Genomic DNA, 20,977 nt, shown 5'->3' with positions numbered 1-20,977 from the left:
AAATGGCTGGCAAGGGACAGCAACTGAGTTACATAGTTAGACAATAAGAAATAAAGACGATAAGAAAATTAAAGAATAAGAGAAAAGGACAGGAAATAAGATTCTGCGCCTTTGAAAACAGAGTAAACGAGTAACTGGAAATAAGCAACTGGAGATAAGCAACTGGAAATCAGTAACGTGAAACCAGTAACGTGAAACCAGTAACTGGATGTAACAGGCAAACTTAAAGTCTTTTTAGAAGATAATACCTCTGAAAATAAGCAGACTGAGAACCATAAGGATTATCGCAAGGATCATTGCTGTCTTTGCACTTTCCCCATCGCTTCCGAAGACGATTGGGATCGGGCCGAGCATAATTACTCCTCCACCCTTTATCCTTGCTTCAGCTTTTTCTGCATGAGTGGCTTTCTTATCGGGGCCTTCAAAACCGAAAGAATCTCCCACGTCAGTTTCGTTTCCGAACCGGTCCCTTCTATTCGAATATTTATTTCCAGGTTCGGAATTCGCTCGCATGCCTATGGCTGTTCCAATGATGAGCATTAAAAACCCGAAGAGTATTATGAAAATTCCAGTCAAAACAAGTAAGTTTCCGATCAACGTTTCGTCTTCCACAGGAATAGATAAAGAATCGATATTAATAACCCAAGCCCAAGCATGTTTGTTGTAATTTCAGGAGCAGAGCCGAATACTATAGGGATAGGACCGAGCATAATAAGACCGCCCATTTGAGTGCTTGCGGGATGCTGTAACATTGTGAGGACAATACCTAATAATACTACAATAAAGCCAACAAATGTGACTGTTGCGCCTACTCTTAGAAAATCTTCTGATGCACGCATGTGGAATGATATTATGCTTTTATTATTAAATCTATCCTTTGAATTTTTTAAGTAAGTAGACGAGTTTATACTTTAGATCTCCCACGTTGAGGAGATATAAAGAAAGTAGATGCAAATTATCTACAGAGTGATGAAGTTAAGGATTAATTTCAACTATTTTTGCAAATTTGTCTTTTTTAAGCCCGGAATTCTGCATCAGTATAGCGAAAGGTTATTATACTGCTTCCCCACCAGGGCAGAGAAATATAAAAATATGGAGATTTTCTGCCGCTACATCCCGAATTCAGGAGAAATCAGGGAGAAATGCGGGGACATCGAAAGTTGACGATTGTGTATAATCGATAGAAAGGAAAAAATAGAGGGCTGAAAGAACAAAAAAACTGATGTATATTAAGTGAGTTAAGTGAGTATTAGAAAGTAATTAAAAGGGGACATTAATGGGCTGCGTTATTGCAGGAACTTATATATATCCTTTTTATATTTATGTACACATAATTATTCCGGCATCTTATATCCGGCATCTTATATATACTGTGAACACGATAAGAACCTCTTCAATTGCATTTTAACTTCTGATATGTGTATCTTTAATACGTATACACTGTTTACAGGATCCTGTAAAAGGCATATGTATACGGCCCTGCACGGGATAGTATAAAGTTGCCCTCCAAAGGACAATAGTCATGAAAGTATCTTTCTGCCCCTTGTGCCCGTTTTCAGGCTTTTGCTTCTTATAAAAGCCCTGAAAGACGAGAAAGTTCCCTGAAGGAACTAAGAAAGATCCCTGAAGAACTATATATTAGAACAGAAATGCAGGGAATCTGCCAGAACCCTGCAGCTCAAACCACCATCTGAAAACCAATTTATCCGTAAATTTTTCATCTTCAAATCAACCAGATAATTAACCAGATAACACACGTTTAGAACCCAATTAGCCTGAAAACAGGATATCCAGATCAATTTTATCGACAAAACAGGTGTTTCAAATGCCAGACGACAGTACCATAAGGTCTTCCCTGGAAGATATTAAGTCCAGGGTAGAATTTCAACTTGAATGCGGGGAGATCAGTCCTGAAGATGTGAAATCTCTCTTAACCGAAATAGAGATACTTAAAGTCCAGAACGAAAATATGAAGGCACGGCTCCTTGAAGCCAGCGTAGCCACAGGCAGGCACCTTCAGGAGATCAATAAATTAAAAGCTCACCTGGAACAGCTTACCGAACCCCCGCTTTTCATTGCAACTATCCTTGAGGTAAACGGGGAAATTGCCCTAATCAGGCAGCACGGAAACAACCAGGAAGTCCTCACGCAGATCCCGGAAGAATGCATCGGAAAAATAGAGCCCGGAATGAGGGTTGCCGTAAACGGAGCTTACTCAATTATCTCCATAGTAAGTAGGGCTGCCGATGTGAGAGCCCAGGTCATGGAGCTTATCAATTCTCCCGGCGTGGACTACAGCATGATTGGCGGGTTGGATGACGTGCTTCAGGAAGTCCGGGAAAGCGTGGAACTCCCGCTTACCGAACCCGAGCTTTTCGAGGACCTGGGAATCGAACCTCCATCCGGTGTCCTGCTCCACGGCGCTCCGGGTACGGGAAAGACCCTGATTGCAAAAGCCATAGCCTCTCAGGCAAAAGCCACCTTCATCCGGATGTCAGGTTCCGACCTCGTCCAGAAGTTCGTAGGAGAAGGTTCAAGGCTCGTCAAGGACATCTTCCAGCTTGCGAGGGACAAGTCCCCAAGCATCCTCTTCATAGACGAAATCGATGCTGTGGGCAGCATGAGAACATATGACGGGACCAGCGGTTCAGCCGAAGTAAACAGGACAATGCTTCAGCTCCTTGCCGAGATGGACGGTTTTGACCCGAAAGGCAACGTAAAAGTGGTTGCGGCAACCAACAGGATTGACCTGCTTGACCCCGCCCTCCTCAGGCCCGGCAGGTTTGACAGGTCGATTGAAGTCCCACTCCCTGATGATAAGGGCAGGGTCGAGATCCTGAAGATCCACACCCGCAAGATGAAACTTGCCAATGATGTGGACTTTGAGAAACTTGCAAAAGTTCTGGTAGGAAAGAGCGGGGCAGAGATCAGCGTAATTGTCAAAGAAGCCGGGATCTTTGTCCTGCGCAGGCGCGGCAAGGAGATCACCATGGCAGACTTCATGAAGGCTTACGAAAAGGTCGTAAACGTGCAGGAACCCACCATTCCTCAAGCCATGTTCGTATAACCTGTTACCGGAAAAGTAAACAGATAACCTTATGCTGAAGGAAATCCCTTTCAGCTCTCTGCCGGGAAAGACGTATATCCTCCCGGCTGCTTCAATTTTTTTTGAAGATCAGTCGAAAGGTTTATATTTTATAAATCACTTGAACGTATGCTGTCTTAGGGACAGAATATAATTAACAGCGTGCTCCGATAGTGTAGCTCGGCCAATCATTCAGGACTCTCACTCCTGCGACTGGGGTTCAAATCCCCATCGGAGCATACGTACCTCTCTTTTCTCAAAAAGGATAATTCGACATACACTGAAAATTTCTTTTCTATATAAACTTAACTCTAGCAGCTGGCATCTCCAGGAACCAAATTTTTAACACAAAAAGGCTAAGGTTTAACTCCAAGTTGTGGAATACATTTTAAATAAGCTTCCTTCAATTCATCCAACTCAATGTGATTATAAATATCAACAGCTTCACTCATTGAATCACCACGTAACTTTTTTATAAAAGATATGTCCATCCCACGACGCCGCAACCAGGTAGTAAACCAATGTCTTGTACAATGAGTTGTAAACTTTTGATCCAGATGACCACCAGGAACATGAAGACCGTTTTTTTCAGCAGACCTGGTAATAACATCATAGATAACATTTCTATTAATTCTACAGCCGTTCTGGAGCCCTACAAAGAGAGCTTTTTCCGAATCAGACCTTTCACTAAGATAAGCTTCTAAAAAGGTCTTAGTCTCAAGATCAAAGAACACTGTCCTATTAGACCTTTTAGCCGTAGGCTTAAGGTAAACTGTCAATCCGTCAAGATCCAGATCATCACGATCCAGAGTAATAAGCTCATTTCTCCGGAGGCCAGTTTTAGCCAGGAAAAGAATAATGGCCCTATAAACAAGCTCATCAGGCTCATTAACAAGAATAGCCATTTCCTCAACAGAAATCAATTTTCTCGATTCGCTTTCACAAAACTTCTTATAAGTACGCATATAACGTTTTCGAAATGAGGGGACAAGATTTTTATCGATCCTGCCCTCGAAAACCAGATAATCATAAAACGTATTCAAGCTAGCAAAATAACCATTACATGTAGAAACACTATACTTTTTTTCATCCCTGATATGAACTAAAAACTTTTTCAGATCATCATAATCAGAATCAATAGAATTCAACTTCAAAAAATACCTGATACAACTAACATAATTATCTACGGTTCTGGAAGAAAACCCCCTACAACTACAATCTAAAGAGAAATTTGATATTATTGAATCAGTAGACATAATAAATTAAAAATAGTAAATCAAATATTTCAAACAACATGATATTAACTAAAATAAAAAACTATGATTAAAAAATAAAGTGAATATACAGTTAACTATACAGGTAAACATCAGATCTCTAAATATGCTCTCAGGAGATGTTTTTTAAAAAAGAAAAGGCAAAGGTAATAGATTAGCTAATTTTTACGGGCTTTATTTGAAGGTCAGTTTTAACTTTTTTATTTTTAGTCCTGTGATAAACTGCAGCTCCTGCAGCGGAAAGAATCGTAAGCACGAGGCCAGCATAAACTCCTTTATCCGATCCGGCTGATAGGTTCATCAGTACCAAACCCAAAAATGCAAAGGCTGTAAACAAAAGCATTGTTTTATCGCTTGCTTTAAATTCTTTAATTATGTTCAATTTTGGACTCTCCAAACGTTGTTTTTATAGCGTGTCTTATGGCTTCCGATCTGCTTTTAAACTCCTTGAATGGACCGATTTTATTATCAAGGATTCCAAGTGTTTTTGTATCAAGGTATACACTTGACATACTTCGTATATGTATTAGGTATAATATATATACTTTACATTTTCCATTGTGCAAAATCATATAAAACCACTGCATCTATAATGATTTGCAAAGGCATATAGATATAGCTCGGGAACCCTATTGCTGCAAAGACCATCCCGAAACCTGCAAAAACAAAAACAAGAAACGCAAGAACTATTTTTACAGCAAGAAAGATCACCAGGTAAAACGCTGATATGTACTCTATCACTCCAGGGTGGGTAATATTATAAACTAGGTCAGAAAGGTTTGTCGTCATGTCCTCCAAAAAATCCTGGGTGGAGATTCCTGCTATTGAAATCTGAAAAGGATAAATCCCGGTCATTCCAACAAACGCCAGGCTAACTTGGATCACTAACATAGTCAACGCATATGACCGAACAGAAGGAAGAGGCATGGAGACCACCTTACCTTATTTTTATTTTCTTGAATCCAACTTTATTCCCTGAAACTTTTTTAGCGAATCCTTCCAGGGAGCCGAACTGATTTCTCAGATATCCTTTTTTCATTGTACCGGAAATACCAGGAGTGACAAATTTTTTTGGTTTATATTCATCATTCAGGCTGCCTTTTCCGAATATGTCAGACCTGAACATAATATCTGGACCAGGCAGGGTTACATGGCTGTGAGACCTGATTGGTATTGGTACTGGTTTTATGCTGTCGGTAATATCGGTTTTCTCTATAATATCCGGGGTTGGTTGTTCCGGAACGGGGGTTATTTTTCCAGGGGAAATTACGGGTTTTGAAGGAGTTATACTCGATGAAACATCAATTATGTTTGTTGGAATCACAACCGGGCGTTTATTATCATCTGTTGGTTTTGTCTTTGGTTTTGAAATAATCGAATCTATTGTTATCTCTTTTGCCGGATTCGGTATATCCTGGACTGGACTGCTTATCGAAGGCCTAATTGATTTCGGGGTATCTCTAACATTTAAAATTTTATCAGAGCTTTGAACCTCTCCGAGAACGGAAATTAATATACCAGGCCGTGTTGCTTCTTGTGAGGTCCTCGGGTTTATAATTGCCTGGTGCTCTTCTCGGAGTCTCGGGAAAGCGTCGGTTTTTAATGTCAGTATGTTAACAGCTTTAATTCTCTCCAATTCACTCGTTTTTTCTTTTTGAATAGTTTTAACTTTTTCTAATTCTTTGGCTTCTGTAAGTTCTTTTGTGGTCTGTGGTGCTTCGAGTTTTTCTGATAATTTTACGTCTTCAAGTTCTTTCATTGTCCCGGTTTCTTTTAACAAATTTTTTTCTTTTAAGATTGCTGCTCTTTCTCTAAATTTTTCAGCTCTTTGTTTTTGAGCTAAAACGTCTTCTGTAATCGTTTTACCACGCTGTTCAATTTTGAGTTTTTTGTCCAGTGCGGTTTTATCCATTACACTGAGTACACTCTCCGATTTTTCAAATAAGGCTGGTTTGTTTTTTTGGCCTATAAAGTCAGCTAATCCATAATTCTGCTGATCAACCATGTATGCACCAGGTGAAGCTTTTGGTTTTTCGACTGTCTTTGCTGTTCCTGGTGAAACCTCTTTGAATTGATTTGAAAACTCAAATAACTGACTGGATTCTTTTGCTGGGTCGATTATCTTGGATAGATCAAACACAGGGACTTCTTTTTGTTCCGGTTTAGCCATTTCAGTTCTTAGTAACATTGACTGTTTACCAACCTGTGTTTCAACAACTCCGGGTTCCTTTATGGTAGCCCTGTTTATAATCTCCCTGCCTTTTGCTTGACTGGCTGTAAATTTATCTATTGGTAACGGTTTCTCTTCACGTTTTTTTACTTCCTGTAATACATTCTCTTCCGGTTTTTTGACTTCAACTGTTTTTTGTGGTTGCTTCACTTCTCTTAGCTCAAAACCACGTTCAGTTTCAACCAGTTCGAAAGCCGGTTCTCCGGATACCTTAGCTTTTTTACTCTTTTCGAGCGCGTCCCATCTATCAAGTGCTTTTTTTCCGAGACTGGACACTGCAGTTTCATCTACCATCATTCTTTCAGTGCCGGTAGCTAGGTTTTTGATACCTCTTATCTGAAGGTCTGCAGCAGTGTCTGATACCTTCATTACTGCGTTCCCGGCATCCTTTATGGTGTAGTTTGGGGCTTTGGTACCTGCGTATGCATCTATTGCAGCTATGCTCTTACTTTTCCCTGCCATTTTCGCGCCTGCTCCAAACCCTAACCCTCCAACAGCCAGGCTACCAACTTTCCCCCATCCTTCAGCATAGGATTCTGAGCTTGCTACATCCTGCACGATCTGAGCCCCGAGGACCGCATCCGCGACAGGCTGAACAGCTCTTGCACCGACTGTAAGGCCTTTAGCCCCGACTGTAAGGACCTTTCCTGCAGCATTTGCCCCTACCTTTCCTGCTCCCGCTGCCAGGACATCAGATCCAGCAACCAAACCGCCCCTAACGGCTGTAGTACCAACCTTAAAAGCGGCTCCTGTAACTGCACCGATAGCTACTTCTCCACCAATTTCAGTAAGGACATTAACAGGAGCCACAGCTACCTTTTTGTTATACCAATCTCCGTAAGCGTCAGTCAGTCCTTTTAATGCTCCACTGCCGAATTTCCCAGACTCCCCATAAGCTTTTATGTTCGGGTCTACGGTCCATTTATCCGGGAGGAAATAGGAAGCAGCTTTATTAATTCCTTCATCCCAGGTCAGACCGGTTCCAAAAATAGAGGCTTCCCTTTTAGTTTTTTGAATGTTAAATTCATTCTCAAGTGCTGTTTTTTTCTCATTGAACAGGTTTAGCTGAATCTCGTTTAATCTTGCTGCATATTTATCATAATTTGCCCCCTGGGCGTTTATGGTGAAAATTCCGTCCGCATAAGTTACCGGAATCCCTTCACCTTTAGCAATCCTGAGAGTGTCTGCAGATACATCTATTGTTGCATTAAGTTCCGGCTCTGGGATGTATTTTAGAGGAGATTTATTATATAGATCGTAAACAGCTGCCCTAGATTGATCGTAAAGGCCATAGTCCTGCAGGGTTGGTTTTAAAGTATTCTTTCCAAAGTTATGTCCAGCTTCATAAGAGTCCTGTAATACTCCCCATGCAGTAGCTTTAACCGAATTCAGGCTACTTTCCCCTGCTCCTTTTACCCATGTATAGCCTGTTAAAACATCACCGTAAATTGCAGTCGGATCTTTCCCCCATTTGGCGGCCCATGACCTCAGGAAGCTTGCACTTACACCCATCCTAGCGGCGTGTGCTTCGTAGGATTCGTGACCAATGACCTGACGCTCATAATTCGGAGTGAGTACATACCCCTGGCTTTCCAGTATAGATTTTTCTGCTGAAGTAACATTTTCCCCTTTTGCTATAAGATCATTTAAGCTAAATGATTGTGTTTTCTCTGGGTTAAGAAATTGCTCAACACCATTGACCACATAAGCGGCCCCTGAGCTGATAGCTGTACTTGCTTGTTCGAAAAAGCCATCTCCTTCTTCAGTTCCTTCTTCTTGAACGTAGTTCGCGTTTTCATACTGCTGAGGCTGCGGATATCCAGGAGAATTCCATTCAGTAGTTTGCGTAACTCTTGGAGGAGGAGCATTTGGCTGATTTTGACTTCCCACTTGTACAGTTTCGGACATCATAACCACCTTTTAATTATTTTTCAATTAGCCATGATAAGAAAGACCCTGCAAGACCCAGGCCGGCAAGGGCATACAGGATAGTCGAAACACTTGCTGGAATTGTATAGATCCCCACCAGATCCGGACCCACCGCAAGCGAAGAGAGCAGCATAATTGTGATGCTCATAGCTCCCAGGGACTCCGTTTTGGCATACATGAGCAAAGACAGATAGAATATTATTATAATATACAACCAGAACCCAAAAACCGGGACAAGTACCTCATTCACCGGGACCGCAACAGCTTGTGCAGACTGTGAGCTATTAGTTAGACTAATGCGAGTAAAATTCATTATGCTGGAATAGCTTGAATAATTCGTAGCAGGTATGCTAGCATTGCTTAAATTATTCAAACTCCTGAACGCTATGTTCGGGTCTATTGTCGGAGGCCATTCTCCCCAGGCTGTCAGGGTCATTGTTTCCTCTGAGTCGAGTTTTTATTTTTTCGATTATCTCTTTTCGATTTTTATACATTTTATACAGTGAAAGAATTATGAAAGTTTTTATTATCACGATGTCACCCCAATACTTTTTTCTTAGCGATATACTCCCCACCTGCAACAAGGGCAGATAAGAAAATTATTACAGGTGTTTGGATACTTTCGGGTAAATTCAAAAATCCCCAGATATAAGAAGCAGCAAGAACAGCAGTTCCGAGAATCATTCCAATTTCAATGTAAGCCTTCCCGAACATCATCATGCAGACAATTGCAGCGAATACCAGAATTCCGTTTATCAGCCCCTGTGGCATGTCCGGAGGGAAGATAGGATTACTTGACGGAAAACCTCGATAAAATAGAACAGGATAAGCTCCACTGTACCTGTTTCCTTCGCTGTTCATTACATCAAAACTAACCAGGTAATTATTTCCAGCAGATCCGGTATAACTGAAGGTTCCGGACTGAGTTGAAACGTTGGAACTGTAGACGGGTTCTGAATCATCATAAATAGTGCAGCTAGCATAATTTGTATTCCCCTGTGTAACCTCATAGTCTAACGTTATCGTTTTCGTATCGTCATCCGTTGTCAATTCAAAAGTTAACCAGTCTGAGGAGTAATTCGTAATATTTTCATCCTGTACCAGGTCCCCGGATTGAGTCAGATAAATGTCCTGCCGGAGAGTGGTTCCGTTGATAATGGTATTTGGCAGCGTCCCTGTTGTGTAACCACTTTTAGAAACAGTTAACTCGTAAACGCCATTATAAACCGGCCAAAAATAATAATACCCGTCAGAGTCGCTTAAAGTGGTTGCTGTAGCCGAAGAATTAGAAAGCTGACAATTTACACTAGAAATAGGTTGGCTTGTATCTGCATCGAAAATATACCCATAGATACCGCCATAATTAGCTGAGTAGACCTGGATGTAATTTGTTTTTGTTTCGGAATCTGTCCATCCAGGCCCTATAGCGGTGTGACTGATTGAGTATATACCTGCAGTATTGAACGTAACCGTCATGTCCTGAGTACTTGCTTGATATACACCATCAATGCCCCACATCCATGATGTTGCTGTTTCGTCAGATGTATCATTGAAGAGAACTGTCAACGGTGCCGTGCCATAAGTTCTATTGGCGGTGAAATCACACGTCGATGTTGTAGGGATCGTGGTCGTGACCGTGATATAGTCAGTTTTATTTTCCCAGTCTGAACCAGCGGAGTTTGTTGCCTTCATGCTAACATTGTATGTGCCCACGGTATTGTATGTGTGTGTTGGATTTTGAGTATCGCTTGCTATACCATCCCCAAAGTCCCAATACCACTCAGTAGGTGTGTTCGTGCTTGTGTCAGTGAAATGTACTGTTAATGGGTAATTGCCTGATGTTGTATCAGCCGTGAATCCCGCTACTGGTGTTACAACTGCCTGTAGCGCGGAAATGTCATCGAGTTTTACCCAGTAACCGTTTCCGGCTGTCCATGATGTTTGCCATTTCAATGTATAACTTCCGGAATAGGACACTGGGACACTATTGGATTCTACTGTAGTTCCTCCACCAGTATCCGAATATACAATGTCCGTTCCTGCATAAACTCTGAATGTTGCTGTTCCTGGCGTGGACAGTCGTTTCATTTTGAACGTAACTGCAGACACACCGGTCAAATCAATCGCCTGTGAAATATATGCAGGTGAGCCATCAGAAGCAGCACAGATGTTACAAGAATAAGTACCAGTAATGGCCCCGCTTGATAACACAACGGTCGGGGTTGAAGCTGATCCCGTTACGTGTGCCCAGCCTGTAAAATCACCAGTTTCAAAGCCACCATTTGTAATTAATTCGGTTGGGTCTATGGTCACTGGATAAACTGCGTTATTCAGTGTTTCAAGGTCACCTATTCTCAGGACATGGTTAGACTTGTCAAGTTGCCATGTAAGGGGATAATAAACACCATTGGCATCCGTAGCAAACGGTTTTGGAAGAACCACGGTTCCCGCACCATTGATATAAACTACCGCATTGCCCCACTGGTCAAGTGCAATGTCAACGGTTGAATCCTCGGCTAACTCTGTGTGATTATATGTCGTGTTTGTTTCAGTGTCAAACTCAGTTGTTGTCCAATCAGTGAGAGAAACATTATACGTGTACCCGATTTCATCTATTCCGGGTTCATAGAAAATCAAGTGTTCTTTTTTTACTGAGTCATAGAATGAACTTTTTAACCGTGCGTATCCAGAGTCATCTGTATACAATAGCTCATTATAACCGGAGCCCAGGTAATTCTCAATGTCAGTTACTTCCAAACCATTGACCACCGCATATGGTGTAGTAAACAGTTTCAGTCTGCCTATACTTGTTTCATGGGTACCACCGTCATGGATTTGAAAATAAAAGGTATCGGAAACATTGATTCTGGTGTGATTGGTTACGTGCACTGCTGAGCTTTCATTGAGTACGATATTGCCATACGGGTTTCCTGTCTCCGCAAGTGCGTTTGTGGATAGCAGAGACAGAACAAGAAGAAAGGATAACATCCACATCCGTGTTTTCATCTTTGCCCCCGCCTACCCCCATTGAATCCTCTTGACATTCTATAAGTTGAATTATCCTCTACCCCGAAAACTTCAAGAACTCCAACGACCACTGCAAGAATGACAAAAGTAAAAAGTACGAACTGTCTGTTTCCAACTGCAAAAGCGTAATTCTCCTCCGCATACCCTCCCATACCCTGAGCTACAGATTCCTGATAATCAAAAGCAGGTTGGGTATAGAGAAAAATAAGCCCTATACCAAAAATTGTAGCAAGGAATTTTACTGCAGCTCCGAGTGCTCCGACCATTTGACCACCTTACCTTGGTACAAACTGCGTACCCGCTGCAGCTGCTCCGGTTGCATCCCCGCTATTCAGGTAAAGTAAAGCCAGAAGGGTCGCAGCTGATATTATAATCACGATAAAGATTAGTTTTTTCAGATCCTGATTCGCGCTTGCTTCTGCTTTGCGTTTTATGTATATTTCATTTGCAGCGTAGGTCTCGGGGTTATGGCGATCTATGTAGTCTTCTACGTCATGAATCCGTATTACCTTAAAACCATTGAGAACCAGGCCACCGTCTTTAATGTCTCTGTACTTTGTGAGAAATTCCCGGGTTTCCTGGTCTATCTGCTTATCCCAGAACTCATCAAAAGAAATTTTAATAAATTCATTCTCTCCGGTCTGTTCGTTTTTCTTCCAATATCCCCCATCACTGGTGACATTTTTTAAAAGTTCAATAAGATAATTTGCTCGAAGAATAGCGTTTTCGAATTCTCTTTTTGTTTTCAATCCCATCTCGGTTTTCATATAGCTGATAAGTTCGTTAATCTCCGGTCTTACTGCCCTTGTATTGTCTTCGTTCACCATAATCGAGGGCCTGCCAAACATAATGAAAACGTCTTTTGGGTCTGATTCGAATTCGTGTGTTACCATTGCTTTTTTTCCGATCCCATCAAAGACTTTCCAGAGATTCGACTCCATTTTTGCCGGACGGATATCAAGTACGATATCATCACGGAGCATACACACAAAATTACGCCGTTTTACTATGGTCCAGAAAATCGGAAATGCATCCGGGAACTTTACGAAGAACAGGACCATAGCAACAGGGAACAATGCAAGTAGCTCAACAATTACAATTAAAAAATCAGGTACGTTCATCAAGGTCATTTTACATCATTCCCTCGTTGCTGTTTTCTTTTCTTCCGAATAGCATTTCTTTTAGACTTGTTCGGTTGTTCTGGGTTTCAGACTGCTGGATTATTCTGCTCTCGCTGGACCTGGTCATCAGGAAACCGCCCTGAGACAGGCTTTTTTCTCCGATATAGACCATAGCGAGATTATCAAAGGTCCTTTCATCGAAGTTTGAGAGCTCTTTCCTTGACAATTTAGAAAACGACTTTGCCCGGATGCTATCAAAATAGAAATCCAGATCTGCAAGGTCTCCAGGAACGAAATTACCCAAACTTATAATTTTAGAAGTCGGTCCCCAATGCTCTTCCGAGACTTCCTTTGGAGCATTGAATTGCGAAACGAATTTTAGAATTTCAACTCCTGAGCCTCCACCATATCCCATGTAAGGGTATTGCGCAGGATTGAAGGTATTCAAGTTAATTGGAGGGGCATTCGGCTGCTGCATTTTTCACACCTGTTCAAACTTTTCCTTTTGTGATTTTTTCCCAGATTTTTGAAAAATCGACCCTGGTATTTTCCTCTGCAAATATTGCCAGTTTTCCAAGTGTCATAAAAAAACATAATCCGGAGAGTAATTGATAGAGCCGAGCGAACACAATAGATCTCTGGGTAACTGTATAATCGACGGCTGTACTATTCGTAATTGTTACATATGTCCACGTAATTTCCGAGCTGCTGAAAGACAGGATTGTAAAAATTATTAAACTGACAAGTAAAAAAATGAAATTAATTCCGCCCGTATGCCAACCATAAAACATAAAGAAGAACGCTATTAGAGACAGAAAAATAAAAAAAGTAATATCCATATCGGATACTCCTTTAGAAACTTATCCTAACATTGTCAAAACCGACAATACTGCCACTACACCAAGAACCTGAGGAACGATTCCTATAGATTTTGTGGTAGCAATAGCCTGGTCAGACTGATCTGCCTGGAGAGCAATCCAGTCAGCATCACCTGTTGCGTTGACAGCTTCGAAGCTGGCACTATCCACAGGGGCAATCATACTCGGGATGTACATCTCAATCATGATAATCATAACAACACCGATGATAAGAGAGATGATTCCCATAGCCGCCTTTTCGTCTTCGGAAAGTGTGCGAGGAACCAGGAAACAAACTAAAGCTATTAACATACAGAGAATGTTATTCTTTTTCTGTGTCTCCTGTTCCCGGTTTACACCTCTGTGTTTTTCATGGAAATTCTTTGAGCTGGAAGATCTCGTATTTTCACCTCAATGGAAATTTTATTATATGTTCTATATAGTATATATAACATATATAATATACATGTTATAACTCCGTTTTTCTTTTCACAAAACATATATCTAAAAATAACTATATATATTTATGTAAATCTTTAGAAAAACACGTCTAAATATAAAAACAACTTTATAAAAAATATAACATAAAAGTGATAAAATGAGATCCAATACACCACATGAACACCAAGAACCTTTTGTTGTCAGGCCATTTGTTGCGTTTTTGGATGCAGTAACCGATGCGGAGACTGCAAACGATGCAATAGCGATAGGGAACCTTTCCGAATTTGGGTATACGTTGGGAACCCTTGTATTGAAAAAAGAAGAAGGAGAAGCTATTAGAGTCCTGAAAAAAGAAAAAATATCTGCACAGTTGAGAGTATTCCGGCATTATGAGAATTTGTTGAGGTCTGAAAAAATAGAAAATATGGATTTTAAGACAAGGAAGATGCAGGAGCGGGACTTCGTAAAATATGAAGTTTCAAAAATAATCGAGCGTTACATTATCAGAATCTGCGCGTATGCATTTAAGCGCGGTCCTTTGAAAATGGTATCAGTTGACAAAGATTTTGAAAGCAAGTTATTTTTTGAAAACGTAGATGCTGTTGCGGACGCAAAGGCAGAACTTGAGGACTTCATGAGATTGTACCAGGTAGGGATTTAATTGGTAGCAATCGGGGAAGCTCCTGATGATATAGAAACCTTCGGAGAGTTCGAAAAAACCCAAATTATTGACCCGGACGAGGTTTCCAGGAAATTCAACCAATACAATATTTTTATAAACACTGCAAAAATGAAAATTTCTCCTAGAATCGACGACTCAGCTTTTTTGGCTCTTATTGGCCCCCGTCGAACTGGAAAAAGTGAGCTATCCCTCGCTACCGCTTTTGCAATAGATCCAGACTTTCCCATTGATAACATTTGTTTTAGTTTCGATGAGCTTAAAGCATTATTAACCGATGACACGGTAAGGAAGCAACCGGTAGTATGGGAAGAAGCTTCGGTAACGGCATACAACAGGGAATTTATGGACGAAGTTAACATCCTACTTAATAAATATTTTCAGGTTTTCGGATTCCGGAACCTGGCGATCATTGCAAACTTCCAGCATATCAATCTGCTTGACTACCAGGTCAGGATGCAACTTGATGTGCTGTTGAGATGCAAGTCCTATTATGGCACAGATCCACATGGGAATACCTTTACTCGAAAAACAGTGTTTCCCTTCAAAGTCCTAAACGACGGAATCAATGACCCACTGATTGTAAAATATAAAGTGCCTGGTGATATGGGATATGATGTTATAGGGGAAATCCCGGTGCCACAGATTAACACCCTCCATGAAAAGTATGGAATTAAAAACTCATTCATCCAGCAATATAAGAAACGGAAAACTGAATTCTTTAAAAACCTCGAAGGCAAGGAAAAGAAAATTGATGAGAAGGAAGTTGCAATGTTGAAAAAGAAAGAGGAAGCCCTTGCCGCGCTTGCCAGAAGCCTGCAGGACCAGGGTTTAAGCCAGGATGATATAGGCGGACTAATGGGTATCAAGAGACAGACAGCGAGCAGCTGGAATATCTTCAAACCAAAAAAGGTAGATGCTGAAGCAGTCAAACAAGCAAAGAAGGCAAGGACAAAAATAACCAAGGTAAGTAAAGCAAACAAAAAAAATTCGCTCGCGACGGCAAACCCCCCGGCCCTTAATCAACCTAGGGCAAAGAAGAAGCCGACAACGATTTGAGAATACCAAATTGTCTTTAATTCTGGCAAGTTTTATATTATATATCAGGAAATCAGCATCAAGAGGATTCAGATTTATGCTTTTTTAAAATCGATATCGGATGAAAGCGTATATCAAAAGCAAACTTAAACATTTAATCTTTGTAAAATCAATATCAGTAGACCATACACAAAACATGTTCAAATAAAACACATGGGTGTACATATGTCAGCCGTTGCCGATGAGAAGAAAGGGATACATGCTAATATACCAGTTGATCTATGCGATGGGGTCCAAGAAAGGGGATATGGGATTACAGAAGCTATTATAAAAGGATTTAAATGGATAATTGCAGGAGGAGGAGAAGGAGAGGGAGAGGAAGAATCTGACTGCGAGCAGATAAAAAACGAATTAGAAAATAAAATATTAGCTGCAAATAGCAGGACAGAAGCAAAGGATAGGCAGATCTCGGAGCTCTCAAGCTGGATTGAGGAAAAGGATGGATTAATTTCTAGCCTGGATACCAGGATCCGGAAATTGACAGCTCCAAAACAAAAGACCTGGCCTCATTATATTGCAGGCATCAGTACTTTTCAGATCTGGTCTATTGGGTTCAGTTTTTTATTAGGCATGCTGTTTATGAGTGCATATTTTAATTATTACATATGACGGAGGAGGGGGAATGGCAATAAACTGGAAAAAAATAAACGTCCCTGGAGCTCAAGAGAACCCTTGTAATGACGAAAAAGAACGGATGAAGAAAAGTAAAGCCGGATATATCGGAGGGCATAAAAGGAGAACGAGGAGAGGATAAAATTAAGTGATAATAAGGAGATCTGCCTGTTTCTATCTACTCCCAACCAGAGCGGCCGCGATCAAAGCCGGTTTATTGTGACGATGGTTTATTGTGACGATGGTTTATTGTGACGATATATGTAGTACTCCTGATCCAGAAGGTCTGGAACTCCAGAGGGAAAAATAAGAGGGGATTTCTGTTCCCATTTACCGGAAGAACGGCATATCAGACTCCAAGCTTACTGTGAGCATGCCGGTATCCAGAAGGGTCTTTCCATGAATTAAGAGCGATATGAATAAAGTCCGTCCAAGCTTCAGGCTAGACCCGATGGAAGCTGCAAAGCTTACAGGTGATACTCTGTTATCCAGAAACATTACAGTATCCTTTCATCTGGAGAAATGCAGGAAGCTGCAAAAATGAAAACTATCCTTAACTAGACTGAAATTTAGGAATAAGATCTCATTATTTCTCTTTCTTCTCCATATCACTAATGAATTGTTTGAAATTATTTTTTACAATAATAGTGTTTGGATGGTTTGCTCCCATCACATTTTCAGCAATTTCAAGTGCCCGTTCATAAAGGGGTAGTGCCTTCTCGTAAGCACCCATATTATCATAGAGTCCTGCGAGATTGTTCAGGCTTGTTGCAACATCGGGGTGTTCTGGACCAAGAACTTTTTCACGAATTTCAAGTGCCCGTTCATAAAGGGGTAGTGCCTTCTCGTAAGCACCCATATTATCATAGAGTCCTGCGAGATTGTTCAGGCTTGTTGCAACAGAGGGGTGTTCTGGACCAAGAACTTTTTCACGAATTTCAAGTGCCCGTTCATAAAGGGGTAGTGCCTTCTCGTAAGCACCCATATTATCATAGAGTCCTGCGAGATTGTTCAGGCTTGTTGCAACAGAGGGGTGTTCTGGACCAAGAACCTTTTCACGAATTTCAAGTGCCCGTTCATAAAGGGGCAGTGCCTTCTCGTAAGCACCCATATGAAGATAGAGTAAGGCGAGATTGTTCAGGCTTGTTGCAACAGAGGGGTGTTGTGGACCAAGAACCTTTTCACGAATTTCAAGTGCCCGTTCATAAAGGGGCAATGCCTTCTCGTAAGCACCCACATTATCATAGAGTAAGGCGAGATTGTTTAGGCTTGTTGCAACATCGGGGTGTTGTGGACCAAGAACCTTTTCACGAATTTCAAATGCCCGTTCATAAAGGGGCAGTGCCTTCTCGTAAGCACCCATATTATCATAGAGTCCTGCGAGATTGTTCAGGCTTGTTGCAACAGAGGGGTGTTGTGGATCAAGAACCTTTTCACGAATTTCAAGTGCCCGTTCATAAAGGGGCAGTGCCTTCTCGTAAGCACCCATATGAAGATAGAGTAAGGCGAGATTGTTCAGGCTTGTTGCAACAGAGGGGTGTTGTGGACCAAGAACCTTTTCACGAATTTCAAGTGCCCGTTCATAAAGGGGCAGTCCCTTCTCGTAAGCACCCATATTATCATAGAGTCCTGCGAGATTGTTCAGGCTTGCTGCAACAGAGGGATGTTGTGGACCAAGAACCTTTTCACGAATTTCAAGTGCCCGTTCATAAAGGGGCAGTCCCTTCTCGTAAGCACCCATATGAAGATAGAGTAAGGCGAGATTGTTTAGGCTTGTTGCAACATCGGGGTGTTGTGGACCAAGAACCTTTTCACTAATTTCAAGTGCCCGTTCATAAAGGGGCAGTCCCTTCTCGTAAGCACCCATATTATCATAGAGTCCTGCGAGATTGTTCAGGCTTGCTGCAACAGAGGGGTGTTGTGGACCAAGAACCTTTTCACGAATTTCAAATGCCCGTTCATAAAGGGGCAGTCCCTTCTCGTAAGCACCCATATGAAGATAGAGTCCTGCGAGATTGTTTAGGCTTGTTGCAACATCGGGGTGTTGTGGACCAAGAACCTTTTCACGAATTTCAAGTGCCCGTTCATAAAGGGGCAGTCCCATCTCGTAAGCACCCATATGAAGATAGAGTCCTGCGAGATTGTTCAGGTTTGCTGCAACAGAGGGGTGTTGTGGACCAAGAACCTTTTCACTAATTTCAAGTGCCCGTTCATAAAGGGGCAGTCCCTTCTCGTAAGCACCCATATTATCATAGAGTCCTGCGAGATTGTTCAGGCTTGCTGCAACAGAGGGGTGTTGTGGACCAAGAACCTTTTCACTAATTTCAAGTGCCCGTTCATAAAGGGGCAGTCCCTTCTCGTAAGCACCCATATGAAGATAGAGTAAGGCGAGATTGTTTAGGCTTGTTGCAACATATGAGTTATCAGGTCCAAATTTTGCTTCCAGAGTTTGCAGCATTTCTTCATACATTGGGGTAATTAATTGCCAGAATGCGGCTCTGTAGAAGGGATCAGAGACAGAAATAAACCAATTGAGCAAATCTTCTGCTTCAAGTGCCTCTTTTGCGTGGTAGAAGGCTTCAGTTAAAGCGGTTTCGTGTTCTTTGGTTATGGATTTTATGTCGAGATCTTTTATCTGGTTGCCATAATAAGCACACATAAAGCCGTGGGCTTCTTTTTTCAAATCTTGAGCCTGGTAAACTTGCAAGCTCTTCCTCATGAGTGGATGCAATTGGAGTTTCCCTTCATTTTCCTGGACAAAGGAGAATCTGTTCAATTCCGAAAAAGCTGTGAGGGGATAACAAGTATTGAAATTATTGATTAATTCTCTGAAGATTTCTTTATTCCAGAAACGGGGAGTTGAAAGAACTTTCAGTGTTTCTTGTTCGGGGCTACTCAAGTATTTCATAAATCTGTCAAAAATTTCAATTTGAGTTGTGGCAAAATCACTCGATTTTGGAGGACTAGTCTTTGCAATTTCAGTATATGTATCAACAGCAAGTTCAAGGTAATAAGGAACACCTTCACTACCTTCAATTATTACCTTTTGAATTTCTTCTTCTTTAATTCCACAGCGAGTAAGAAAATCAAAAGCATCTTTCTCGGGGAGTTCTTTGAGTTCTTTTTGTTCAAGATAATTGTTCCAGTATCTTTTGCCTTCATTCCAGCGGATTTCCTCCCTTCCGCAGATTACCCACAGGGCTGATTTTGGAAGTTTTTCTATAAGTTGCCTTATCCATTCATCTCGAGAATTAAAACTTCCCTGCCCTCGTTCCTTTTCCCAGAGAGCTTCATAACTGTCTATGAAAATAACTGCTGATTTTGAAGTTCTTTGCAGGTAGTCAGCCAAGTCGTGTGCAAAGAATTCAGGAAGCATTTTTTCAATATCCAGAGCTTCCATATCTGGCAATCTTGCTATTTCCTTTTCCCTTTTTAAAGACCATTCCTTAAGACGATCAGGAGCCTTGCCCACAACTTTTTTGATGCTGCTGTAATTTATAGATACAAGCCCGCCAAATGAATCAAGGAGATCCGTTACAATGCTGTCCTCGAAGTAACCATCTCTTGAAAGAGGAATCTGAGGGTTTACTTTTCGCCAGTAGGTGGCATGTGCAATATCAAATAGGTGGAATTTGACACCGCATTTTTGATTCAATTCGTTTTTCAGGATTCCAAGAAATTTATCCATTTGCCTGTGGGACTCTATGCTGAAATCAACTGAAGCCCAAATAACGTCTGTATTTTGATAGGATTCATTATATTCTTCAAGCCGTTTTGGAAGTTCTTTTCGCAAACTTGTCTTGCCGATTCCGCCTATCCCATAGTAAACCAGAACGCTGTAATCTTTTTTCCCAATATTTTTGAAGGCTGTTTCAAATGCTTCGATGAATTCTTCTCTGTCAACAAATGGTCGTTCTTCGTTTCCAAATATAGGAGTGGGGCAAGCTGGCACTCAATTCCTCCAAAATTTAGTTCTTGATCAGCTTAAATTTTCAACCTACTGAAGCATTTTTAACTTGCCATATATAAATTTTTCAATCCCCAAAATCAGACAAATTGACTGAACGTTCACTACAGACATTCAAGGATCAAAAGTGATAGCAACTTTTTACAATAGAAGTCTTGGAGCTTGGGAAGGAAAATCCTGGAACATTATTTTCCGGGAAATAACTTATCAAAAAATACATGAAAAAACACTATCAACAAACACTCTCAAAACATGCCTATGTTTTTCTCATAATTTTTTTGCATTTACTCTCCTACCTGCAGGCCCAAACAAGTCCATTCTTATATAATATAGAACGATCATGTTTTCTGACACATAGGCAAAAAACAAGGACCTCTTATTGTATTATCCAATTTCTAAGGAATTAATGTTCCAAATGCTTACTAAGTATTACAAAAAAATAAATTTTTAAAATTTTTGAGTATAGAAAATAACTGTAAGTAATAGAATTCTTAGTTTGGACCTGAGCTGCCAAGAAGATTTTTCCTCCCTTGCCAGGAAGATTTTCCTCTGGACTCAGACACTTCCTGGAAGGGAAAGGATGTCCATTTTGGTAGGCTATTTCCCGGGAAATTATGCCGCAATTCTGTGAAGGTCTGCCCTGGGAGAGCAGCCTCC

General features: G+C 41.0%; 18 protein-coding genes and 1 tRNA gene. 6 read left to right on the top strand and 13 right to left on the bottom strand.

The annotated features are described in order from the left end of the window. Nucleotides 1–234 precede the first annotated feature (234 nt). The gene (locus ACSAZL_RS01310) at nt 235–540 is read right to left on the bottom strand and encodes a TIGR00304 family membrane protein (RefSeq protein WP_440946963.1); all 306 of its coding nucleotides are present in this window, start codon (nt 538–540) and stop codon (nt 235–237) included. A gap of 53 nt (nt 541–593) precedes the next feature. Beyond that, nucleotides 594–839, bottom strand: coding sequence for a TIGR00304 family membrane protein (locus ACSAZL_RS01305; protein WP_440946962.1), 246 nt, complete (start codon nt 837–839; stop codon nt 594–596). 986 nt (nt 840–1,825) lie between these two features. Here ACSAZL_RS01305 and ACSAZL_RS01300 point away from each other — a divergent pair. Together ACSAZL_RS01300 and ACSAZL_RS01295 are read left to right on the top strand one after the other, a co-directional pair. Continuing rightward, entirely contained in the window at nt 1,826–3,067 is a 1,242-nt protein-coding gene (locus ACSAZL_RS01300; RefSeq protein ID WP_440946961.1) for a proteasome-activating nucleotidase, read from the top strand. Nucleotides 3,068–3,249: 182 nt separating this feature from the next. Further along, nucleotides 3,250–3,324 (top strand) — tRNA-Glu (locus ACSAZL_RS01295). Between the two features lie 117 nt (nt 3,325–3,441). Here the strand turns inward: ACSAZL_RS01295 and ACSAZL_RS01290 are convergent. From ACSAZL_RS01290 to ACSAZL_RS01245, 10 genes are all read right to left on the bottom strand, one after another. Beyond that, on the bottom strand, nt 3,442–4,341 hold the full coding sequence (locus tag ACSAZL_RS01290; RefSeq protein ID WP_440946960.1) for a tyrosine-type recombinase/integrase: 900 nt from the start codon (nt 4,339–4,341) through the stop codon (nt 3,442–3,444). Between the two features lie 172 nt (nt 4,342–4,513). Next, on the bottom strand, nt 4,514–4,741 hold the full coding sequence (locus ACSAZL_RS01285; RefSeq protein ID WP_440946959.1) for a hypothetical protein: 228 nt from the start codon (nt 4,739–4,741) through the stop codon (nt 4,514–4,516). A 164-nt stretch (nt 4,742–4,905) separates the two neighbouring features. After that, nucleotides 4,906–5,286: a hypothetical protein gene (locus tag ACSAZL_RS01280; protein WP_440946958.1), complete on the bottom strand. Its 381-nt coding sequence runs from the start codon at nt 5,284–5,286 to the stop codon at nt 4,906–4,908. Between the two features lie 10 nt (nt 5,287–5,296). Continuing rightward, entirely contained in the window at nt 5,297–8,497 is a 3,201-nt protein-coding gene (locus tag ACSAZL_RS01275) for a hypothetical protein (RefSeq protein ID WP_440946957.1), read from the bottom strand. Nucleotides 8,498–8,513: 16 nt separating this feature from the next. After that, nucleotides 8,514–8,954 (bottom strand): hypothetical protein, encoded by a 441-nt coding sequence (locus tag ACSAZL_RS01270; protein WP_440946956.1) that lies wholly within the window; start codon nt 8,952–8,954, stop codon nt 8,514–8,516. Between the two features lie 101 nt (nt 8,955–9,055). After that, nucleotides 9,056–11,275 carry a PKD domain-containing protein gene (locus tag ACSAZL_RS01265; protein ID WP_440946955.1) on the bottom strand — a complete coding sequence of 740 codons (2,220 nt, stop codon included), beginning with the start codon at nt 11,273–11,275 and terminating at the stop codon, nt 9,056–9,058. A 245-nt stretch (nt 11,276–11,520) separates the two neighbouring features. Beyond that, nucleotides 11,521–11,811 carry a hypothetical protein gene (locus tag ACSAZL_RS01260; protein ID WP_440946954.1) on the bottom strand — a complete coding sequence of 97 codons (291 nt, stop codon included), beginning with the start codon at nt 11,809–11,811 and terminating at the stop codon, nt 11,521–11,523. A gap of 9 nt (nt 11,812–11,820) precedes the next feature. After that, entirely contained in the window at nt 11,821–12,675 is an 855-nt protein-coding gene (locus tag ACSAZL_RS01255; RefSeq protein ID WP_440946953.1) for a hypothetical protein, read from the bottom strand. A 1-nt stretch (nt 12,676) separates the two neighbouring features. Beyond that, complete coding sequence (locus ACSAZL_RS01250; RefSeq protein WP_440946952.1) at nt 12,677–13,144, bottom strand: hypothetical protein; 468 nt, start codon at nt 13,142–13,144, stop codon at nt 12,677–12,679. 382 nt (nt 13,145–13,526) lie between these two features. Then, complete coding sequence (locus tag ACSAZL_RS01245) at nt 13,527–13,835, bottom strand: hypothetical protein (RefSeq protein ID WP_440946951.1); 309 nt, start codon at nt 13,833–13,835, stop codon at nt 13,527–13,529. 286 nt (nt 13,836–14,121) lie between these two features. Here ACSAZL_RS01245 and ACSAZL_RS01240 point away from each other — a divergent pair, with 286 nt between their 5' ends. The 4 genes from ACSAZL_RS01240 (at nt 14,122) to ACSAZL_RS01225 (ending at nt 16,495) form a co-directional block, all read left to right on the top strand. Next, nucleotides 14,122–14,625, top strand: coding sequence for a hypothetical protein (locus tag ACSAZL_RS01240; protein ID WP_440946950.1), 504 nt, complete (start codon nt 14,122–14,124; stop codon nt 14,623–14,625). After that, nucleotides 14,626–15,702, top strand: a complete 1,077-nt coding sequence (locus ACSAZL_RS01235) for a hypothetical protein (protein ID WP_440946949.1) — start codon at nt 14,626–14,628, stop codon at nt 15,700–15,702. Between the two features lie 204 nt (nt 15,703–15,906). Beyond that, nucleotides 15,907–16,350 (top strand): hypothetical protein, encoded by a 444-nt coding sequence (locus ACSAZL_RS01230; protein ID WP_440946948.1) that lies wholly within the window; start codon nt 15,907–15,909, stop codon nt 16,348–16,350. A gap of 13 nt (nt 16,351–16,363) precedes the next feature. After that, nucleotides 16,364–16,495, top strand: coding sequence for a hypothetical protein (locus ACSAZL_RS01225; protein ID WP_440946947.1), 132 nt, complete (start codon nt 16,364–16,366; stop codon nt 16,493–16,495). Nucleotides 16,496–16,939: 444 nt separating this feature from the next. On the opposite strand, the gene ACSAZL_RS01220 is transcribed toward ACSAZL_RS01225, so the two are convergent. Further along, on the bottom strand, nt 16,940–20,305 hold the full coding sequence (locus ACSAZL_RS01220; RefSeq protein WP_440946946.1) for a tetratricopeptide repeat protein: 3,366 nt from the start codon (nt 20,303–20,305) through the stop codon (nt 16,940–16,942). Between the last annotated feature and the right edge of the window lie 672 nt (nt 20,306–20,977).

Source organism: Methanosarcina mangrovi (assembly GCF_052057765.1).
Taxonomy (GTDB): Archaea; Halobacteriota; Methanosarcinia; order Methanosarcinales; family Methanosarcinaceae; genus Methanosarcina.
The sequence above is the reverse complement of the archived record's forward strand: the minus strand, read 5'-3'. Positions and strand labels throughout refer to the sequence as shown.

Excerpts from the sequence above, each read along its gene's own strand:
- ACSAZL_RS01310 (WP_440946963.1), bottom strand. The coding sequence starts at position 540 with ATGCTCATCATTGGAACAGCCATAGGCATGCGAGCGAATTCCGAACCT.
- ACSAZL_RS01305 (WP_440946962.1), bottom strand. The coding sequence starts at position 839 with ATGCGTGCATCAGAAGATTTTCTAAGAGTAGGCGCAACAGTCACATTT.
- ACSAZL_RS01300 (WP_440946961.1), top strand. The coding sequence starts at position 1,826 with ATGCCAGACGACAGTACCATAAGGTCTTCCCTGGAAGATATTAAGTCC.
- ACSAZL_RS01290 (WP_440946960.1), bottom strand. The coding sequence starts at position 4,341 with ATGTCTACTGATTCAATAATATCAAATTTCTCTTTAGATTGTAGTTGT.
- ACSAZL_RS01280 (WP_440946958.1), bottom strand. The coding sequence starts at position 5,286 with ATGCCTCTTCCTTCTGTTCGGTCATATGCGTTGACTATGTTAGTGATC.
- ACSAZL_RS01275 (WP_440946957.1), bottom strand. The coding sequence starts at position 8,497 with ATGTCCGAAACTGTACAAGTGGGAAGTCAAAATCAGCCAAATGCTCCT.
- ACSAZL_RS01270 (WP_440946956.1), bottom strand. The coding sequence starts at position 8,954 with ATGACCCTGACAGCCTGGGGAGAATGGCCTCCGACAATAGACCCGAAC.
- ACSAZL_RS01260 (WP_440946954.1), bottom strand. The coding sequence starts at position 11,811 with ATGGTCGGAGCACTCGGAGCTGCAGTAAAATTCCTTGCTACAATTTTT.
- ACSAZL_RS01255 (WP_440946953.1), bottom strand. The coding sequence starts at position 12,675 with ATGACCTTGATGAACGTACCTGATTTTTTAATTGTAATTGTTGAGCTA.
- ACSAZL_RS01250 (WP_440946952.1), bottom strand. The coding sequence starts at position 13,144 with ATGCAGCAGCCGAATGCCCCTCCAATTAACTTGAATACCTTCAATCCT.
- ACSAZL_RS01245 (WP_440946951.1), bottom strand. The coding sequence starts at position 13,835 with ATGTTAATAGCTTTAGTTTGTTTCCTGGTTCCTCGCACACTTTCCGAA.
- ACSAZL_RS01240 (WP_440946950.1), top strand. The coding sequence starts at position 14,122 with ATGAGATCCAATACACCACATGAACACCAAGAACCTTTTGTTGTCAGG.
- ACSAZL_RS01230 (WP_440946948.1), top strand. The coding sequence starts at position 15,907 with ATGTCAGCCGTTGCCGATGAGAAGAAAGGGATACATGCTAATATACCA.
- ACSAZL_RS01225 (WP_440946947.1), top strand. The coding sequence starts at position 16,364 with ATGGCAATAAACTGGAAAAAAATAAACGTCCCTGGAGCTCAAGAGAAC.